9 protein-coding genes are annotated in these 17,791 nt (G+C 53.8%); 3 read left to right on the top strand and 6 right to left on the bottom strand.

Annotated elements, in window-relative coordinates; genetic code table 11:
• Window positions 1–9: 9 nt before the first annotated feature.
• The 6 genes from EP25_RS0109565 to EP25_RS0109590 all read right to left on the bottom strand — a co-directional run bounded on the left by EP25_RS0109565 (window position 10) and on the right by EP25_RS0109590 (window position 11,029).
• A complete protein-coding gene (locus tag EP25_RS0109565) occupies window positions 10–1,959 on the bottom strand; it encodes a TonB-dependent receptor plug domain-containing protein (RefSeq protein ID WP_031433660.1) in 1,950 nt (649 codons plus the stop codon).
• A 114-nt stretch (window positions 1,960–2,073) separates the two neighbouring features.
• On the bottom strand, window positions 2,074–5,946 hold the full coding sequence (locus EP25_RS22450) for a response regulator (protein WP_051906515.1): 3,873 nt from the start codon (window positions 5,944–5,946) through the stop codon (window positions 2,074–2,076).
• 5 nt (window positions 5,947–5,951) lie between these two features.
• Complete coding sequence (locus tag EP25_RS0109575) at window positions 5,952–6,917, bottom strand: ABC transporter substrate-binding protein (protein WP_051906518.1); 966 nt, start codon at window positions 6,915–6,917, stop codon at window positions 5,952–5,954.
• The gene (locus EP25_RS21900) at window positions 6,914–7,756 is read right to left on the bottom strand and encodes a PhnD/SsuA/transferrin family substrate-binding protein (RefSeq protein WP_036300417.1); all 843 of its coding nucleotides are present in this window, start codon (window positions 7,754–7,756) and stop codon (window positions 6,914–6,916) included. Before EP25_RS21900 ends, EP25_RS0109575 begins: the two co-directional genes overlap by 4 nt.
• A 204-nt stretch (window positions 7,757–7,960) precedes the next feature.
• Window positions 7,961–9,901, bottom strand: a complete 1,941-nt coding sequence (locus tag EP25_RS0109585; RefSeq protein ID WP_160172717.1) for a TIGR00341 family protein — start codon at window positions 9,899–9,901, stop codon at window positions 7,961–7,963.
• Between the two features lie 87 nt (window positions 9,902–9,988).
• On the bottom strand, window positions 9,989–11,029 hold the full coding sequence (locus tag EP25_RS0109590; RefSeq protein ID WP_051906521.1) for a transporter substrate-binding domain-containing protein: 1,041 nt from the start codon (window positions 11,027–11,029) through the stop codon (window positions 9,989–9,991).
• 176 nt (window positions 11,030–11,205) lie between these two features.
• Here EP25_RS0109590 and mgtE point away from each other — a divergent pair, with 176 nt between their 5' ends.
• Genes mgtE through EP25_RS0109605 form a run of 3 tightly spaced genes read left to right on the top strand, consistent with a single transcriptional unit; the run spans window position 11,206 to window position 17,773 of the window.
• Window positions 11,206–12,561, top strand: coding sequence for a magnesium transporter (mgtE, locus tag EP25_RS0109595; protein WP_031433666.1), 1,356 nt, complete (start codon window positions 11,206–11,208; stop codon window positions 12,559–12,561).
• A gap of 8 nt (window positions 12,562–12,569) precedes the next feature.
• Window positions 12,570–14,297, top strand: a complete 1,728-nt coding sequence (locus EP25_RS0109600) for an autotransporter assembly complex protein TamA (RefSeq protein ID WP_031433667.1) — start codon at window positions 12,570–12,572, stop codon at window positions 14,295–14,297.
• Window positions 14,294–17,773: a translocation/assembly module TamB domain-containing protein gene (locus tag EP25_RS0109605; RefSeq protein ID WP_031433668.1), complete on the top strand. Its 3,480-nt coding sequence runs from the start codon at window positions 14,294–14,296 to the stop codon at window positions 17,771–17,773. The genes EP25_RS0109600 and EP25_RS0109605 overlap by 4 nt, the downstream gene beginning before the upstream one ends.
• The last annotated feature ends 18 nt before the right edge of the window (window positions 17,774–17,791 follow it).

Here is a 17,791-nt window from a genome sequence, read left to right on the forward strand (position 1 = left end):
CTCTCGGAGCTAATAACTGAATGCGATCTTGCCGTAAACGCCGCGCTGAACTTCCGCGGCGCCGGCAACGGCCGCATTACCGAATTCTGGGTGGTGGCTATCCAACAGATTCTGTCCGACCACCGAAAACTCGAAGTTTTTGCTGGGTTCCCAGGCCAAACGCAGATCCAATTCGGTATAGCCGGGAATATTTTGGTTCGGTAAATTATCGACATAACGCACGGTCGTATCCAATTTCAGATTCTCCGGCAGATCCATCGAAGACCGCAGGACGAATTGATGATGCGGCGAGTCGCCTTCGGCGGCGTCCGGATTTGGATCGGTGCTGATGTCCCGGGTATGCAGTTGCATTTGCAGAAAAGAGTAAGTGCCTTGCAGGCGCCACCACTCCAGCGCCTGCCATTGCGCCACCAGTTCCACGCCATAGGTTTCGCCGCTGACGTTATTGCCGGGATAGAAAGGAACAACCAAGTGCGGCGTGGGCGTGGTGCTCAAATACGCCGCGCCGACTTCGGTGCTGGTCAGCTTGTCGTAATCGTTATAAAACGCGGCGATATCGAACGAAACATTGTCGTTCGGTTGTAAGCGGTAACCGATTTCGTAAGCGATCAACTGTTCCGAATCGAAATTGCTGTTGCCCCGACCAACGATATAGGCAGGACCGGTTTGCCCCAAATAAATCGCCTCCAGGTCATGGTCTATCCGGTTAGGAATCCTGACCGCCCGCGACACCGAGGCCCACAGCGTCTGCTTGTTGTCCGGCGTCACGATCAACCTGGCATTGGGCTGGAATTCGAAACCGCTGAAATCGTTGTGCTCGAATTTCGAGCCGATAATAAACTTCAGCCGATCCGGCAACAATGTCAGTTCGTCCTGGATAAACCCGTTATACAAAACGAATTCCCGATTCGGCGGCGTAAACGAAAAATTCACCGCGTTGTGGTCTTCCGCCCTGACATAACGCCAGCCGATGCCCCAGTTAACGTGCTGCCAGGAAGATAGCTCGAAATGATTTTGAAAATCCAAGTCGTAGGTATCGACCAAGGTATTGATGGCATCGTCGATCGCTGAAAAGGACGTTTTGTTTTCGGTCCGGTCATAATACATTTGCAACCTGAACCCCGCCGTCGGCGATAACGTATGGGTCCATTTCCCCAGTACGTTGCCGCCCGAATAATCCTCGCCGATGTTCGCCATCACCGGGGCCGTCAGCGTCGGGGAAACGATACTGCGGAAACTGCCTGCCTTGCCGTGATAGATATCGCCCTGCAATGTCACCGCATCCTGCTCGGTCAATCGCGCATCGACCCTAAAACCGCCCTGGACATTCTCCCATTCGTCATTGGTATCCTTACCGGAGACCGACCTGAATTTATCGCGTTGAATATATTTAACATAGGTCCGGTAATCGATATGCTCATCGATTTTCCCGCCGTAGCGCATCGAGCCGAACCCACGCTCTTCGCTGCCGCCGCCGGCGGTGACCAACAGTCCTTGGGTATCCTTGGCCTGTTTGGTAATCACATTGATGACGCCGTTAACGGCATTGGAACCCCACATCGTCGCACCCGGTCCACGGATCACTTCGATACGATCGACATCTTCCAACATCACGTCTTTGGTTCGCCAAAGCGTGCCCGAAAAGACCGGATGATAAACCGTTCTCCCATCGATCATGACCAATAGCTTGTTGGAATCCGTCCGGTTAAACCCTCGTGAGCTGATGGCCCAGGTATTCGAGTTCAACCTTGCCACTTGCAGCCCCGGCACCAGTCTTAAGGCTTCGGGAACCGATGTCGCACCGGAACGTTTGATTTCCTCATTGCCCAGAACATACACCGCCGCCGCGGTATCCGACACACGCTGCTCGCGCCGGGATGCGGAAAAAACGATGGATTCCGCTTGCACCCAGCTTAACTCTTCCTCCAAGGCGGAAGAGAATGCGGGCAATGGCAACATGACTGCCGCCGAAAGTGTAAGTGGAATCCTATTATTCATCCGGGGTGGCTATGGTCTCAACAATAAAGGTTCTTCAAAGTAAGTAATGTAGTACAAATAGCGCTATTATACGACCTATACCGCAACGGTGACCGACTTTTCTTTCACTTGGTTTCGGCCATTGTGTTTGGCCTGGTAAAGCGCCCGGTCGGCGGCATTAATAAGGTCTTCGGGCTTCATTCCGTTTCCGGGAATGGCCGTTGATACGCCGAGACTCAACGTAATCGATGGCTGCGGCAAGACGAGATCGGACAACTGGATTTTTGCCGCGCTGATCCGCATGGCCTCGGCAAGCGCAAAGGCCGCCTTTCCATCGGTTTCCGGCAGAATCGCGACAAACTCTTCGCCGCCATAACGGGCAATAAAGTCGGCGCATCGTTTAAGCTCTTTTTTTAACGTCTTGGCCACCGCGATGAGGCACTCGTCCCCCACGGCATGGCCATAGGTATCGTTGAATTTCTTGAAAAAATCGATATCGATAAATATTACGGAAAGCGGTTTTTGCGATCGCCGCGCTCTGTGCCATTCCTTTTGCAACACCTTTTCGAACTGACGGCGGTTGGGTATCCCCGTTAAGCCGTCCAAATTAGCCAACTGTTCCAGCCTTTCGCTTTGCTGTTTTATCTTGATCTGGTTGTTGACACGGGCTTGAATCACGGGGATCTTAAACGGCTTGGCAATGTAATCGACGGCCCCCAGCTTGAAGCCGATTTCCTCGTCTTCCGTATCGGTTCTGGCGGTAATAAAAATCACCGGAATTTTTTGCGTCAATTCATTGCCTTGTAATTTTCTTAAAATGTCATAACCGTTCATACCGGGCATATTGATATCCAGCAAAATCAGGTCCGGCGGCGGCACGGAGATGGCTTTTAACATGGCGTCGTCGCCATTGTTGGCGATAAGAACCGTGTATTGGTCGGTCAACGCCCCTTCCAATATTTCGGTATTGATAGGTATATCATCGACAATCAATATTCTTGGCCGGTCATCCCTACATTGGCTGGGCATCGACGATGCACGGCGATCGACTTCGTGAACCTTAATCTCGTCCTGGCCGGCGGCACTATCTCCATCCCGGAACTGTTCCGAGCGGGTTAACGCGTCTATATCCGCAAATACCGCTTGCAATGCGCGTTCCAAATCCAGCAAAGGCATTTCCAGGTCTTGACCTTCGGCGATCGCCCGTTCCAAAAGCGCTGTTTTATCGCTTAAATCGAACGCAGCAATATTGCCGGCGACGCCTTTTAACCCATGGATCAGTTGTTGCGAGCCATCGCGATCATTCGCCCGCAAACTGGCGCGGATTTGCCGAGCAAAATCGTTAAACTGATGTTGGAAATTTTTTAACAACTTTAAATATAGCCGACGTTTCCCGGAAACATTGCCGATACCGGCGTTCACGTCGAGAGCGGAGTGGCCGGACCGCCTTGAATCCGCTAACTCCTTGGCCGACTCACCCGCAACGGAAGGTTGCAGCATTTCCGGTTCGACGGCTTGTCTCAAGCTGGTTAATAGTTGCTTTAAATCGATCGGTTTGCCGATGCAGTCTTGCATGCCCCGTTCCAGACATTTATTTTTTTCCTCTTCGGTCGCATGGGCCGTCAGCGCGATGATCGGTAGAGCGGTAAAACTTTGCTCGGAACGTATCTGCCGGGTCGCTTCGTAACCGTCCATCACCGGCATTTGTAAATCCATCAACACGGCATCGAAACGGTTCGTTTTGACCATTTGCACCGCCTGCTCGCCATTATCGGCCAACGACACCTGGTAGCCGCCTCCTTCCAACATGGCTTTGGCAACCTGCCGATTGATCTCAAAATCATCGACGACGAGTATCTTTGGTCTCGCATCTTCATCCCGGGGGGAATTGCCTGGCGCTTGCTCTTTATTGCCGTTTTCCGCGGCGATGGGTGGATTTTTTTGCAATGTGCCGATAACGGCGTTATACAAACACGATGGATTGACCGGTTTGACCAGCACATCGTCCAGACCGAGCTGTTGCACCTCGGACATGATTTCTTCCTTGGCATGCGCCGTGACCATCAGAATGGTCGGAACCCTCTTGATTTTTTTACTCTCCTTGATTTGGCGGGCCGCCTCTATACCGGTCATGTAAGGCATTTTCCAATCCATCAGCACCAGAGAGATTGGTTGCCCTTCGTTGCGTTCCAATATCCGGACGGCTTCCTCGCCGGAACCGGCCATGCACAGCTCGACGTTGAACGATGTCAAATAGGTCGCCAATATGTCGCGAGCCGCGGCATTATCGTCGACGACCAACACCTTCAAGCCCTTCGTATTCAATACGGGATTCATAGGCCGGGCGGCCGTTTCCTCACCCGCTCGTTTTACCCGCACAGTAAAAATAAATTCGGCGCCCGCCCCCGGTTCGCTCTCGACATGAATCGATCCGCCCATCAACTCGACCAACTGCTTGCAAATCGATAATCCCAGGCCCGTTCCGCCGTACAAGCGGGTGATCGAACTGTCTACTTGCGTAAACGGTTTGAACAGGTGTTTGATCTGCTCCCTGGACATGCCGATACCGGTGTCTTTTACCGAAAACCTAAGCATCAGATCGGATGGGTCGGCGGCTTGCCCTTCGGCTAACGCCACTTTCACGACGATATCGCCCGCTTCGGTAAATTTCACCGCATTACCGACCAAGTTCAATAATACCTGCCCTAATCGCAACGGATCGCCTCGTAACTGAATAGGCACCTCGTTCGCCAACAAAAAATGCAATTCGAGGTTCTTTTCCTCGGCCTTGATTCCCACCATGGTGTTTAGATAGCTGAGCACCTCTTCCAGGTCGAAATCGACGTTTTCGATGTTCAGCTGGCCGGCTTCGATTTTGGACATATCCAAAAGGTCATTGATGATGACCAACAAGGCATCGGCGGAAAACTTCACTTTGGACAGGAAATCCCGTTGCTTGGTATTCAGCTCCGTTTTAAGGACAAGCTCGGTCAATCCCATGATCGCATTCATCGGGGTACGAATTTCATGGCTGATCATGGATAAAAAGTCCGATTTGCTGTGATTGGCCTTGATGGCCTCGTCTCGGGCCGCAGCCAGTTCGAGGGTTCGTTCGTTAACTTTCTCCTCCAGAATTTGGTTGTGGTTTTGCAACCTTTTATAAGAGAGTTGCAATTGCCTGGACATATGCACGAAAGCCGAAGCCAACACACCGATTTCATCGCGGGATTTGATTTTCAGGTTTTCTGCCGCATTGAAATCACCGGCCGCGATGTTATCGACCGTCAGGGTCAGCTTTCTGATCGGACGCGATAACCGGTCCGCCATAATCAGCAGTATCGCGGTGGAAATCGATAGAAATGCGCATGCAATATAGATCGAACGCTTGATCAGGGTTTGCAATCGCAGATCGTGATCTTTCTGAAATTCGGTAATTTCCCGGTTTAGCCCGTCTTTGGAAAAACCGAGCCGCAAGACACCCCAGGGTTCCGCGCTAATGCGTATCGGCGCGATAAACTCGATTACCGTCGCGCCAAACTGGTCATGCTGATAAGAAAAAGGCTGATTTTTCTCTAGCGCGAATTGGTCTTCCGGCTGTTGTAAAATGTCGAGTTCCAATTCCGGCTTCAAGGTATGGATATAGGCCCTGCCGGAACTGTCCGCCAAAATAGCGTAATAAAGCTCCGGGTCTTTGCGCACCGATTCGGCCAGAATTTCGGAGATATGCGACAGATTGACGGTAGCCAGGCCGTTTTGAACCTGGTTGGATAAATTATTGGCAATCGCCCTGCCGCGCGAAATTAATTTTTCTTCGTTTAAATTGATGCGCAGTTGTAATTCGCTATCGAGTATTTTTTGCTGGCTGTTAATGTAAAAATAAGTGAGGCCGGTCGTCAAAGCAACAACCAGCAAGGTTATGACTGCAATCAGCTTCCAACGCAGGCTAAAGCTCACGGTAGGCTTTTTCATCGGCTTCACTCAATTATTTGGTTTACAGAACCCAAAGCTTCCTTGTTCAATCTTAGCGGATAGCGTTTTTGCTTTTTAAGGTTCAATATGACATGGGAGCCGGCCGGGTAATCGACCTTTCTAGGAGGCGGCGAATCGTGGACTAAGGAATCGACCAAAACGGATGCTTGCCTGCTCATCGTCGGAATGTCGGCGGAGATCACCAGGACGGCGCCAAAATCGATAAAAATCTCGCTATACGCGAAAACGGGTTTCTTTTGACTTTCCGACGACGAGAATATTTGCGCCACACTGTCCTTATTCGCCAATACCATGGGGTCGGCTATCAACCACAAAGCTTCCACTTCGCCCAACAATTCGTTTAATCTCGGAATCAACTCATCGCTGCTCGCGATATCTTTTCCGATCACTTCGACGCCCATCTCCCGGCCCTCGTTTTCGGCATGGGACATCCATTCCTCGTTGAACTGTTTACTATAGAGCACACCGATTTTGCTCAAATCGGGAAACAGATAGCGAAACATCATCAACTGCATCATGGCGGGCAATTCTTGCGCAATACCGTAGCTCTTCTCGGTCAAAGGCAGACGCCGCCAATTCATTACCGAAGAAAACACGATGTTCTTATCGGCTGCGGCCTCGCGCGCTAGTAAATAGGCTTTTGTGCCGATCGTATAGATGATCTGATAGCGACGGTCCTGGATCAGCGCGGAAGCTTTATCGGGAGAGTCGTCGGCAAGATTGATGACGGTTGCGGAATAATGGTTATGCGCTTGAAACACCTCTTGCATTAACGCGTATTTTTGCACCGACAAATCGGAATTCACGATCAACAGCTTATCGTTGTCCCCGGCATGCGGCGTTTCAGAAAAACACCATAATAAAACGACAAGCGGGCCCGCGAACCGATAAACGATTTTGCTGATCCAGCGCAAACATGGGGCGAACATCACTCGGCTACAATCGTTCATCTTCCTTTATACCCTTGTTGCTGTAACAACAGTTTTTCTTGCTCCGATAATTTACGCCACCCGTCCAACCCCAGCATTCGTAAACGCGTTTCGCCTTCCGGATTGATACCCATTTTCGCCAATACATCCAATAATTGGGTATCAGCCCTCGACCCTGCCGGCAAAGCCACTAGCGTGAGAAAATGCTGCTGGCTCGTTAACAGGGGTTTTAGCAATTGGAATTGTTTTTGATTGATTTTCTCTAAATTTTCGAAACTTCTTTCGGCGGACAACGCGGCCGTTGCCATGCCAAAGCTAACCGCCATTAATGCATCGATATCTTTTGGCACCAAAATCAGCTTAATGGTTTTCAGAATTTCTTCGCCCTTTGTTCCGAACATTTCAGCGAGCAGATTTTCCGTATATTGTTTACTTCCGGAACAGGCGACGGTTTTACCGGATAACTGAGAAACATCGCTAATATCGTGCCTGACAGCCAGAATTTTCTTTTGCATCGATCGCCCTTTATAAACACCTACCATCAAGGGTTGCAACGCCAGTCGGCCGCTCAGCAGTTGATAATGCCAACTGGAAAGCAGATAAACATTCTGTTTGCCTTCCAACAAGGACGTTTCAAACAGCTCTTTTTCATTGAAGGGTTGAAACCGGTAATGACCGAATTTAGCAAGATAAGTATCGAATGAAATCTTTAATGAGGCGAAATTATTAATATTCGTTTCGGGATTATAGAAATAAATCGTTTGATAATTCGCCGTACCTTCCGCTTCGACGCCAAGCAACAAAGACGGAAACAAAGACAATACGAAAAGCAAGAGAGCCCGACTTACCTTAACTTTCATATTGTTCGCTACTAATTCCTAATGCGTTTAAATAAACCAGTATAGACCAGTTTTTCCACTCTCAGTCAGTGAAAGATTAGCAATCTTGTAGAAAATAACGCGCAACATCCCCCCGCCTTTTTTCGCTATCGACCGTGGTTAATTAAGTATGACCGCATAAAAACTGTCATCACCGGTTTTTATGCCTAGCGTTTATCCATACCGCTAATGCTCGGACCGATCAGGCAAGAAATAATCTTCGCTCACCAACCTGACGGAAAAATCCACCGACACCGCATGTCCCAATTGCTCGGCCAAATGCTGCTCGAACAACGTCAACATAGCAGGACCGGGTATTTGCGCCGTGACCAGATCGGCGCTGATCTTGAAAGGCTCGCCCAACCTGACCTTGATGTTTCGCAATCGTTGCCGCTGCCCGCCCAACTGGTATTCATGACTGACCAGTTGCTGCCTGATTCTAGCAACCTTTTGCATATTGACGAAGGACAAGGACAGCGGCACCGAAACGGCGGCAACCAGCACTAGCGCGAGCATAATCCCTTTTTTCGCCCGCGAGAACGGTGCGAAACCGATCACCATGAAGGTCAGGCCGGCCGCCAGGATGATCCCGGTCAAGTTGGTCAGAAACAACAAGATCGCGCCATAAAAAACCGGCCATTGCAACCATCCCAGGCCAATGCCGCAGACGCACAACGGCGGCACCAACGCGACCGCGATCGCCACGCCAGGCAGGCTCTTGGCGATATTTTCCCGGGCGTGAGCGAAAGCGCCGGCCACGCCGGAAATCACCGCGACCAGCAAATCCAGGGTCGACGGATGCAGGCGCCCTTCAATTTCCGCGGTCAACTCGTGGAACGGCATCACCGCCGCCGTCGCTGCCGCTAACAGTACGGCAATACTCATGCCGATGCTCAGCGTTGCAAACGAACGCCGGCTCAACTCCGCATCGGAACGCAACAAGCCCATGGCCAGGGAAATTATCGGCGCCATCAACGGCGCCAGCACCATCGCTCCGATGACGATCGACGGGCTGTTCAAGAACAAGCCCAACGACGCCAGCAAGGAACTCAACACCATCAACAACACGAAGGAATTGCTGGTGCTGGCATTTTCCTTCAAGGTCAGAAACAAGTCCTTGAAGTCGGCTTCCAAGGCATGAGTGAAAAACGGCAACGTCTTGCCCAGGTAACGAATACGCTCTTCCTGTTGCGGCAGTTGATCGCAACTGACATTCTCCTTGTCGTCGCCGTAACCCTGGCGTTCGCGAAATTCGGCGCCGGCATTGACGCGTATGCCTTCGCCGAGCGTCGTGATGCATAATTCCCGCGTGGTCAGCACCTCGTCATTGACCAGGTAATGGGTGTCGAACGGCGATTTGATCGTCAAGGTTTCGGTGCGGATATAGCCCACTTGCTGCGGCAGGCGGTTATTTCGCATCGCCAGCAAGGCCGCCGATGATAACTGCAGATAAGACAAAACCGATTGCGGCGCGAACAGGGCCACCGAAATACGCCGGTCCCTCAGCGACACCGACTCGCGGAACAGCTGCGTCAACGCGCCGCTGCCATGGAAATCCAGCAAGACCATGCCGGTTAGCGCCGTCGTCACGGTCTTGCCCTTGGCCGTGCTCAGCGTAACCGGATGCGGCGTCAGGGCGAAGGCATGCAGAAAACGTTTGATTGTGAAGATCAGCTTATCGAAGCCGCGATATTCCCGGCTATCGCCGATGAACTCGGCCATCGTGGTTTGGTTCTCCAAATTGACCCCGTTGGTCACGATGACGTCGTTGCAAACGACCAAATCGATAAACAGCGGCTGCTCATCCAACGCGATCGCAAGGCAGGCATCGAAATCGCCGGGTAGCTCCAGGTTTTTGAAAAACTGGCAAGGCCGGTCGCCATCGATAGGCAAAAAACCCAGCGAGAGCCGCTTTTGCCTGGCCAGCGCCAACAATGCCGGATAATCCCGCTGTTCGACCCATACCAAGGCATGGTTCATAGAATCATGGGTATGAATCGCATTCAAGTCGGCCAGCTTCACCGCGCTAAGCTGAATGCCGGCATTCAAGACCAGGGGATGCCGGGTGATCCGTTCCAGTTGTTGCTCTACCTTGGGCGAATGAATCAAATAGACTTTTCTGCTCATCATTATGGTCGGTAATCAGTGATATCGAGGGTAGGCTGGGCATATCCGCCCTACCTTAGAAGAGGATAAAACATTCCGTTGGCCGTCCTATTCGCCCAAATATTGGCTCAGGGTTCGCTGCCAGGCTTCGCTGCGAACCTGCATCAACAAGGCCTTGTTGATCGGTTCCCTCAGACTGCTGCCGGCCGGCAGGCCGAAGGCATAATCCTGCCGTTCGAAGCTGCCCGGCAGCACATTCACCCGACCGGCCGTCTCCGCTCGGGCCAGATAACGCAATATCGGCTGGTCATAGACGACCGCATCGACCTTCCCCTCGGCCAGCGCCTTGACCGCGGCGGCCGGGCTGTCATAGCTCTGCTGCTGCAGATTGTTTTTCTTTGCGAACTGGGCGCCGGTCGACCCGCTGACGGTGCCGAGCAGATTGCCCGGCAGGTCTTGCGGCCCCTTAATACGGCCCTGAATTTGCTGCAACGTGAATACCGAAGCGATCGTCGCCGTGAATCCGGAAATGCTGATCACGCTGGCGAACATCCAGACGATCGCCAGCAGGCGTCCCCAGGCGGTCACCGGCGCCTTGTCGCCATAGCCGACCGTGGTCATCGTCACCGCCGACCACCAGAATCCCGCGCCCAGCCCCTTGATCGCCGATCCGCCGAACTGTTGCGGATTGGCCTTGCGCTCGAAAAGCCAGATCAACAAGGCGATGAGCGCCAACACCAAACCCAGCGCCAATAAGGCATGCACGAACTGCAACGAGAATACGGCCTTCAACACGCTCGCGAACGTTCCACTCTGTTCGGCGTTGACCGCGATGCCGAGTCCGGAGCTATAGAAGGGATGCGTAAAATCCATGCGGGCTTCGCGCTCGGCGGTCACCGTAATCGCCGCTACGGCTACGTCGATCTGTCTGTTCTCCAGGCCTTGCAACAATTCGGGCAAAGTCATTTCCCGCACTTGGTAATTCAATTGCAGGTCGGCGGCGATTCGTTCCCACAGTTCCATGCTGAGACCGGACAAGGAACCGTCGACATTGCGCACGACGAACGGCGGCGCCACTCTGACGCCGACTTGCAACGCTTTGTCCGCCTGCGCCGTAGCGGACACGAACAACAAACAAAAGCAAAACATTACGCTTATTTTTCGCTGGATAGGTAGAGTGTGCATGGCCATGACTTTATTCGGAAAAAAATGACAGACTGACGGTTCTGGCGGAAAATCATGCCAGAGACTTCCATCCCGTCCGCCTCCCTTGTTATAACGTAGGAACGGACTCCTTTTACCGCAACGCCTTAGCCTTGACAATCATGGAACAAACGACGCCCGAAAACCCGGAATTGACGCTACAGCAGGTTTTTATCCTACTGGAACAACAGGATTTTGACCAATTAAAGACCTCATTAAGCGGCCTGCACCCGGGACAAATAGCCATCCTGTTGGAAGCGATGCCGCCCAGCGAACGCAAACAGTTGTGGGAACTGATTCCGGAAACACTGAGCGCCGACACGTTGACCTTCCTGCACGACGAGGTGCGCAACAGTCTGATTGCCAAAATGCCGACCGAGGAATTGGTCGCGGCCGCCGAGCAAATGGAAGTCAACGACCTGGCTTATATCATTGAGGAGCTGCCGGTACCGGTCAGGCAAACCCTGGAAGAAAACCTGTCGGACGAAATTCTCGAGCATTTGGAAAATACGCTGTCTTTCGAGGAAGGCACTGCGGGCCGTTTGATGAGTCCCGACGTCATCACGGTGCGCAGCGATGTCTCGCTCGGCGCGGTCAAACGCTATTTGCAACTGCACGAAGAACTCCCCGATTATACCGATGGTCTGATGGTGGTCGATCGCGGCGGCATTTACCAGGGCAAATTGCTGTTGAATAAGGTACTGACCGGCCATGACGACATGCTGGTTAGGGACGCCATGAACAGTCAACATCATCCGATCCCCGCCTCCACCAGCGAACACGACATCGCCCTGTTTTTCGAACAAGCCAATTTCGTCTCGGCCGCCGTGGTCGACGAAAACAACCGCCTGCTCGGCCGCATCACGATGGACTACGTCGTCGCGATCTTACGTGCCGAAGCCGATCACGCCCTTATGGGGCGCGCCGGCCTCGACGAAGAGGCAGACTTGTTCGCCCCGATTATCAGTAGCGCCAAACGCCGTACCGTATGGCTGGCGATCAATTTGGTCACGGCTTTCCTGGCCGCCTGGGTCATCGGTTTATATGCCGACACGCTGGAAAAAATCGTCGCCTTGGCCGTACTGATGCCGATCGTCGCCAGCATGGGCGGCATCGCCGGCAGCCAGACGCTCACATTGACCATCAGAGGCTTGGCGCTGGAACAGATCGGCAGCGGCAACAGCGCTTGGCTGGCGCGCAAGGAAGTGTTGATCGGCGTCATCAATGGTCTATTATGGGCGTTAGTCGTCGCCGGAATCGCCTGGCTGTGGTTCGGCGACAGCGGCATCAGCGTGATCATCGCCGCCGCCATTATCATCAACCTGGTGGCTGCGGCGGCGGCCGGAATCGCCATCCCGCTGCTATTGCAGCGCCTGCGCATAGACCCCGCCCTATCCGGCGCGGTGATACTGACCACAGTTACCGATGTGGTCGGTTTCATGAGTTTCCTGGGACTGGCCACGCAATTTTTGCTTTAATCGATATTATGCTTCAATGGGTCGCCGCCACGCTGATTGCTTTGTTGCTGAGCCCCGCGATCGCTCGGGCCGAGGAGCCCGATATCGCCATCCGCGGCTTGAACGACGAACAACAAGGCAACGTCCGCGCTTTTCTGTCATTGCTACAGGAAAAATGCCAATCGCCCGCCTGGCGGATTGAAAAGCTGTTCGCCAAGTCCGACAGCGAAATCAAAAAAGCGCTCAAGGCATTGGGTTATTACCGGCCCGAAATCAGCAAACAGTTGCATTTCGGCGAAGCATGCTGGCAAGCCGAATTCGACATAAAGGCCGGCGAGCCGGTCAAGGTCGCCAAGATCAACGTAACCATACGGGGCGAAGCCGAACAAGACACTATTTTCCAAAGATACTTGCAAAACCTCCCTCTTCAAAGGGGCGATACTCTCAATCACGGCCGCTATGAAAAAATCAAACAAGACCTAGAATCTCTGGCGTTGGAACATGGCTATTTACGTCACAAATTCATTAAAAAGTCGCTGCGGGTCAACACCGATACCAGTCAGGCCGATATCGAACTCATATTCGATTCCGGCCCCCGTTTTCAATTCGGCGACATCAAGATCAATCAGGACATCCTCGACCCGGTTTTTGTTCATCGCTATCTCAGCATTGCAAGCGACGACTATTATTCCAGTAAACAGCTGGCGAAAACCTATAACGCCCTGGTCGACAGCCTGTATTTCCGCAATGTCGAAATCAAGCCGCAAATGGACTTGGCGGAAGACAACCGGGTGCCGGTGGCTATCGACCTGACTCCGGCGAAAAGGCATGCCTACAGCGTCGGCGTCGGTTTCGCCACCGATATCGGTCCGTTGGGCAGTTTGGGCTATCAGAACCGTCGCATCAATCGCCGGGGCCATCATTTTTCCTTGGATCTTGCCGCATCGCCGGTACTTTCCAGTGCCGAGGGCCAATACATGATCCCTTACAAGCATTATCGTAACGACTATGTTTCGTTGGGCGCGGGTTACAAATTGGAACAACCCAATTCGTTCGAATCTGAAGAAGCCAAGTTGTCACTGCAACAGCAACATGTCTATGAGAACGGGTGGCGGCAGAACCTTTTTCTCGATCTCAGTTACGAGACTTTCACGATCGGCGATGTCACCCAGAGTACCACGTTGCTGGTGCCGGGTGGACGTTGGCAATTTACCCGCTCCAACAACGCCTTGCGCCCGACCCAGGGGTATCATGTCAATTTTTCCTTTGCGGCCGCGCCGGAGACCTTTATTTCCGACGCCAATTTCGTCCAGGCCACCGCTTACGGTAAATTGATCAACAGCCTACCCTGGTCGGCACGCCTAATCACGCGCGCCAGCCTGGGAGCGACGTTGACGGATAACTTCGACCGCCTTCCGACCTCCTACCGCTTTTATGCCGGCGGCACCGAAACGATACGCGGTTATCAATATAAAGAACTGGGACCGACAAACGCTCAAGGCGATGTGATAGGCGGCAAAATGCTAACGGTCGCCAGCTTCGAATACGAACAATTCCTCAGCGAATCCTGGGGAATCGCCGCCTTCGTCGATGCCGGCAATGCCTACAATATCGAAGACATCACGATCAAAACCGGCGTCGGCCTGGGACTGCGCTGGGTATCGCCGATCGGCCCGATCCGGCTGGATTTCGCCGTGCCGCTGAACGAATCCGACTCCTCGTTCCAATTCCATTTCGCCGCCGGAGCCCAGTTATGACCAGGCCAACCACGCTAAAATGGCTCGTCGGCTTGCTCAAGGTTGGCATGATAGTGCCGCTCCTGCTTTTCATGTTGTTAGTTCCGGTCCTGGGTTGGTTGCTGGCCACCGAAACAGGCAGCCGTTGGCTGCTGCAAACGGCGTTATCGAACAACGACCGGATCGGCGTCGCTACCATCCAAGGCACGCTGCTGGACCAAATCACGCTACGCCAACTGCGCTATCGCGACGAGCAAGATTTCAGCGTTACTACCGACCTGCTCAGGCTCCAGTGGCAAGCGGCCGATTTATTGCGGGGGCATCTGCATATCCGCGCTGTACAGTTGCGCAACGTGACCATACTCGGCACTCCGGCGGCGACCGAGGAAGAGCAATCCAACAATGAAATACCCCATATTCCGCTGACGATCAGCGTCGATCGATTCGTCCTCGAGCAATTACGCTGGTCGGACGGCGACCGGCGGCAAGCAATTAACAGCTTGGCATTGCAAGCAAAACTGGACCGGAACAGGCTGACCCTGTCCGATCTTGCCCTGGCCATGCCCCACTGGCAGGTCAAAAGTCAAAGCAACGTAACACTCCAAGCCGATTGGCCGCTCTCGGCCGAACTGGAATGGAACTACTTTGAGGATCAAGCCGCTTTAAACGGAAAAATCACCGTCAGCGGCAGCCTGAAGCGTTACGACATCGCCAGCCTAGTCGAGGGGGCCGCGCAAAGCCGGCAAAGCGGTTATGTCTCGCTGAGCGGACCGTCCCCCGAATTTTCCTTCGCCGGCGATTGGCAACGACTGCGCTGGCCGCTGAGCGGCGCCGCGCAAGTCAGCAGCCGGCACGGCGAATTCCATATCGAAGGCAGCCCGCAGCAATACCGCGCCGAACTTAACGCCTTGATCGCCGCCCTGGACCAACCGGAATTCAATGCCGCTTTCACAGGCCATGGCGGCAGCGAAAGCATCGCCATCGAACGGCTACTGTTGAAACCGGCCCAAGGCCAAATCGAACTGCAAGGTTCGTTGTCCTGGGGCCGGGCTGTCGCCTTCGACCTGGCGCTGGCGGCGCAGCGACTCAATCCGACCGACTTCGGCACAGGCGTCCCGGGCAGGCTGGACCTGAAAGCCCAAGCCCAAGGCAGCATCGTCGGCGAACAATACCGGGCGAAGCTCAATATCGAGCAGTTGCAAGGCACTCTCTATGAGCAACCCTTGTCCGCCGGCGGCAGTCTCCGCCTGGACTCCGGGCGGCTGGATATCGACCGTTTTCATGTCAACGCCGGACGCAACAAGCTATCTGCCTCAGGCTATCTCAACGAACAGCGGGCCGATATCGCATTGGACATCGCCGCGCCGGACTTACGTTCAGCCTGGCCGAAATTGGCCGGGAGCTTGAACGGTAAAGCCGCGATCAAAGGCTCCTTGCCAAAACCTGCCGTGACCGCCGAGTTGCAAGGACACAATCTCCGCTTCAACGACAACCGCATCGCCAAGCTGGCGCTGTCAGCCGATTATGAGCCTCTCTCCTCCCGTCCTTCGCGCTTGAATTTTTCCGCTAGCGGGGCGGAATTTAGGGACAACAAAATCGAGCGCATCAGCTTGCAGGGCCACGGCATTCCGGATCGCCACCAGGTTCGGCTGGACCTGGATTCATCCCTGGTCAATTTACGGATGCGCGCGGAAGGACACTGGGACGGCAAGCAATGGCGGGGAAAATTCGGCCAATTCGCTATCGATCATCCGCAGTTGAAATCCTGGCGGCTGCAGGCACCGTTGCTCGTAACACTGGCCGGGGAACCTTTGTTCCTCGACCTGCCCACGAGTTGCTGGCTACAAGATAAGTCCCGCCTGTGCCTTGCGGCAAAGGGGAATCCGGAACAACAACTAAACGGCAGCCTTGGTTTAACCGACTGGCCGCTGGCCGCATTCCAGCCCTGGCTGCCGCAAGATGTGACGCTGGACGGGCCGTTATCGGCGCAAGGACAATTCAGCTCGACGGGCGGCGACGTGGACGCCGATCTCGCCATCGATTTGCCGCAAGGCAGGGCCCGTTACCAGGATGAGGACAATGTCAACCATGAACAGACTTTCAGTATCAGCGACGCTCGGGTTGGCTACCACCGGGATGAATTGGCGGCACACTTGCGTCTCGGCCTCGGGGCGGAAGATTACATCGCGGCCGAACTCGGCGCCGGAAAAGCCGGGCGCGGCGGCGATCGCTACTTAGACGGCACACTGTCAGCCAGAATCGGCAACCTGAAACTGTTGGACGGACTGCTGCCGGACATTAACCGGCTGCAAGGCCTGATCACCGCCGATCTGACCATGGCGGGCAGCAGCGCAAGCCCTTTGCTCTCCGGCAATACGCAATGGAATGGCGGAAGCTTCACGGTTCCCCGTTTGGGCACGGAGTTCCGTAACATCCAAGTCAAGGCCGAAAGCAGTTCCGCCGTGCCGGAACGCTTGCTGCTGCATGCCAAACTCGAATCCGGTCAGGGCCAATTGAACGGTAGCGGCCATCTCGATCTGAGTCCGAAACAAGGCTTCCCGTTTCAATTTACCTTGAACGGCAAGCAATTTCAGATCGCTCGCTTGCCTGAAGCCGAAATCGAAGTGTCTCCTAACATAAACATCAACAAACAGGGCAACTTGACCGAAATCGACGGCCTGGTCAAGATCGACAAGGCCAAAGTCGAGTTGAAAACCTTGCCGGAAAGCGCGATCGCCCCCAGTAGCGATGAAGTCATCGTCAATGCCGAACAACCTCACCGCAAAGTCATCGATCCCTCCCGTCTGCATGCCAACCTCGCCATCGATTTTGGCGAAGACTCCCGCTTCGAAGGCTTCGGCCTGAAAACACGCCTGAGCGGAAAGCTGAATTATATTATCGACGACGAACGGCAAAGCATGCTCGGCCGCGCGTTGATGCAGGACGCAACCTACCGTTCCTACGGCCAGGACCTGACCATTCGCAAGGGAGAATTCGTCTTTAACGGCCCGGCCGACAATCCGTGGTTGACGGTCGAGGCAATCCGCAAGGCCATTAAAGACGACGTCACCGCTGTATTGAGCGTCACCGGTCCGCTAAAATCGCCGCAAACCAAGGTGTTTACCGAGCCGGCGCTGCCGGAATCGGAGGCGCTGTCCTATCTCGTGACCGGCAAGTCGACGCAATGGCTGGGAAAAGGCGAAGGTAACGCAGTGGCCAGCGCGGCGTTCAATTACGGCGTGGGACAATTGTCCTGGCTCAGCGATAGACTCGGCATCGATGAATTTGAGTTCGAAGAAGGCGATACGATCGAAGACAGTGCCATCAGACTAGGAGAATATATAAATCCGGATCTGTATCTCGGCGTCACGATGGGCCTGTTCTCGAACAAATACGCGGCCGATGTCCGCTACCGCCTGAGCAAACATTTCAGCATCAATACCAGCGCCGGAGAAACCCAGCGCATCGATTTGAAGTATCATTTGGAAACCGAATAACCTTTCTCGACACTGTGG

It is taken from the genome of Methylomarinum vadi (assembly GCF_000733935.1).
Classification (GTDB): Bacteria; Pseudomonadota; Gammaproteobacteria; order Methylococcales; family Methylomonadaceae; genus Methylomarinum; species Methylomarinum vadi.

Excerpts from the sequence above, each read along its gene's own strand:
- EP25_RS0109590 (WP_051906521.1), bottom strand. The coding sequence starts at position 11,029 with ATGTTTTGCTTTTGTTTGTTGTTCGTGTCCGCTACGGCGCAGGCGGAC.
- EP25_RS0109565 (WP_031433660.1), bottom strand. The coding sequence starts at position 1,959 with ATGTTGCCATTGCCCGCATTCTCTTCCGCCTTGGAGGAAGAGTTAAGC.
- mgtE (WP_031433666.1), top strand. The coding sequence starts at position 11,206 with ATGGAACAAACGACGCCCGAAAACCCGGAATTGACGCTACAGCAGGTT.
- EP25_RS0109605 (WP_031433668.1), top strand. The coding sequence starts at position 14,294 with ATGACCAGGCCAACCACGCTAAAATGGCTCGTCGGCTTGCTCAAGGTT.
- EP25_RS0109575 (WP_051906518.1), bottom strand. The coding sequence starts at position 6,917 with ATGAACGATTGTAGCCGAGTGATGTTCGCCCCATGTTTGCGCTGGATC.
- EP25_RS21900 (WP_036300417.1), bottom strand. The coding sequence starts at position 7,756 with ATGAAAGTTAAGGTAAGTCGGGCTCTCTTGCTTTTCGTATTGTCTTTG.
- EP25_RS0109585 (WP_160172717.1), bottom strand. The coding sequence starts at position 9,901 with ATGAGCAGAAAAGTCTATTTGATTCATTCGCCCAAGGTAGAGCAACAA.
- EP25_RS22450 (WP_051906515.1), bottom strand. The coding sequence starts at position 5,946 with ATGAAAAAGCCTACCGTGAGCTTTAGCCTGCGTTGGAAGCTGATTGCA.
- EP25_RS0109600 (WP_031433667.1), top strand. The coding sequence starts at position 12,570 with ATGCTTCAATGGGTCGCCGCCACGCTGATTGCTTTGTTGCTGAGCCCC.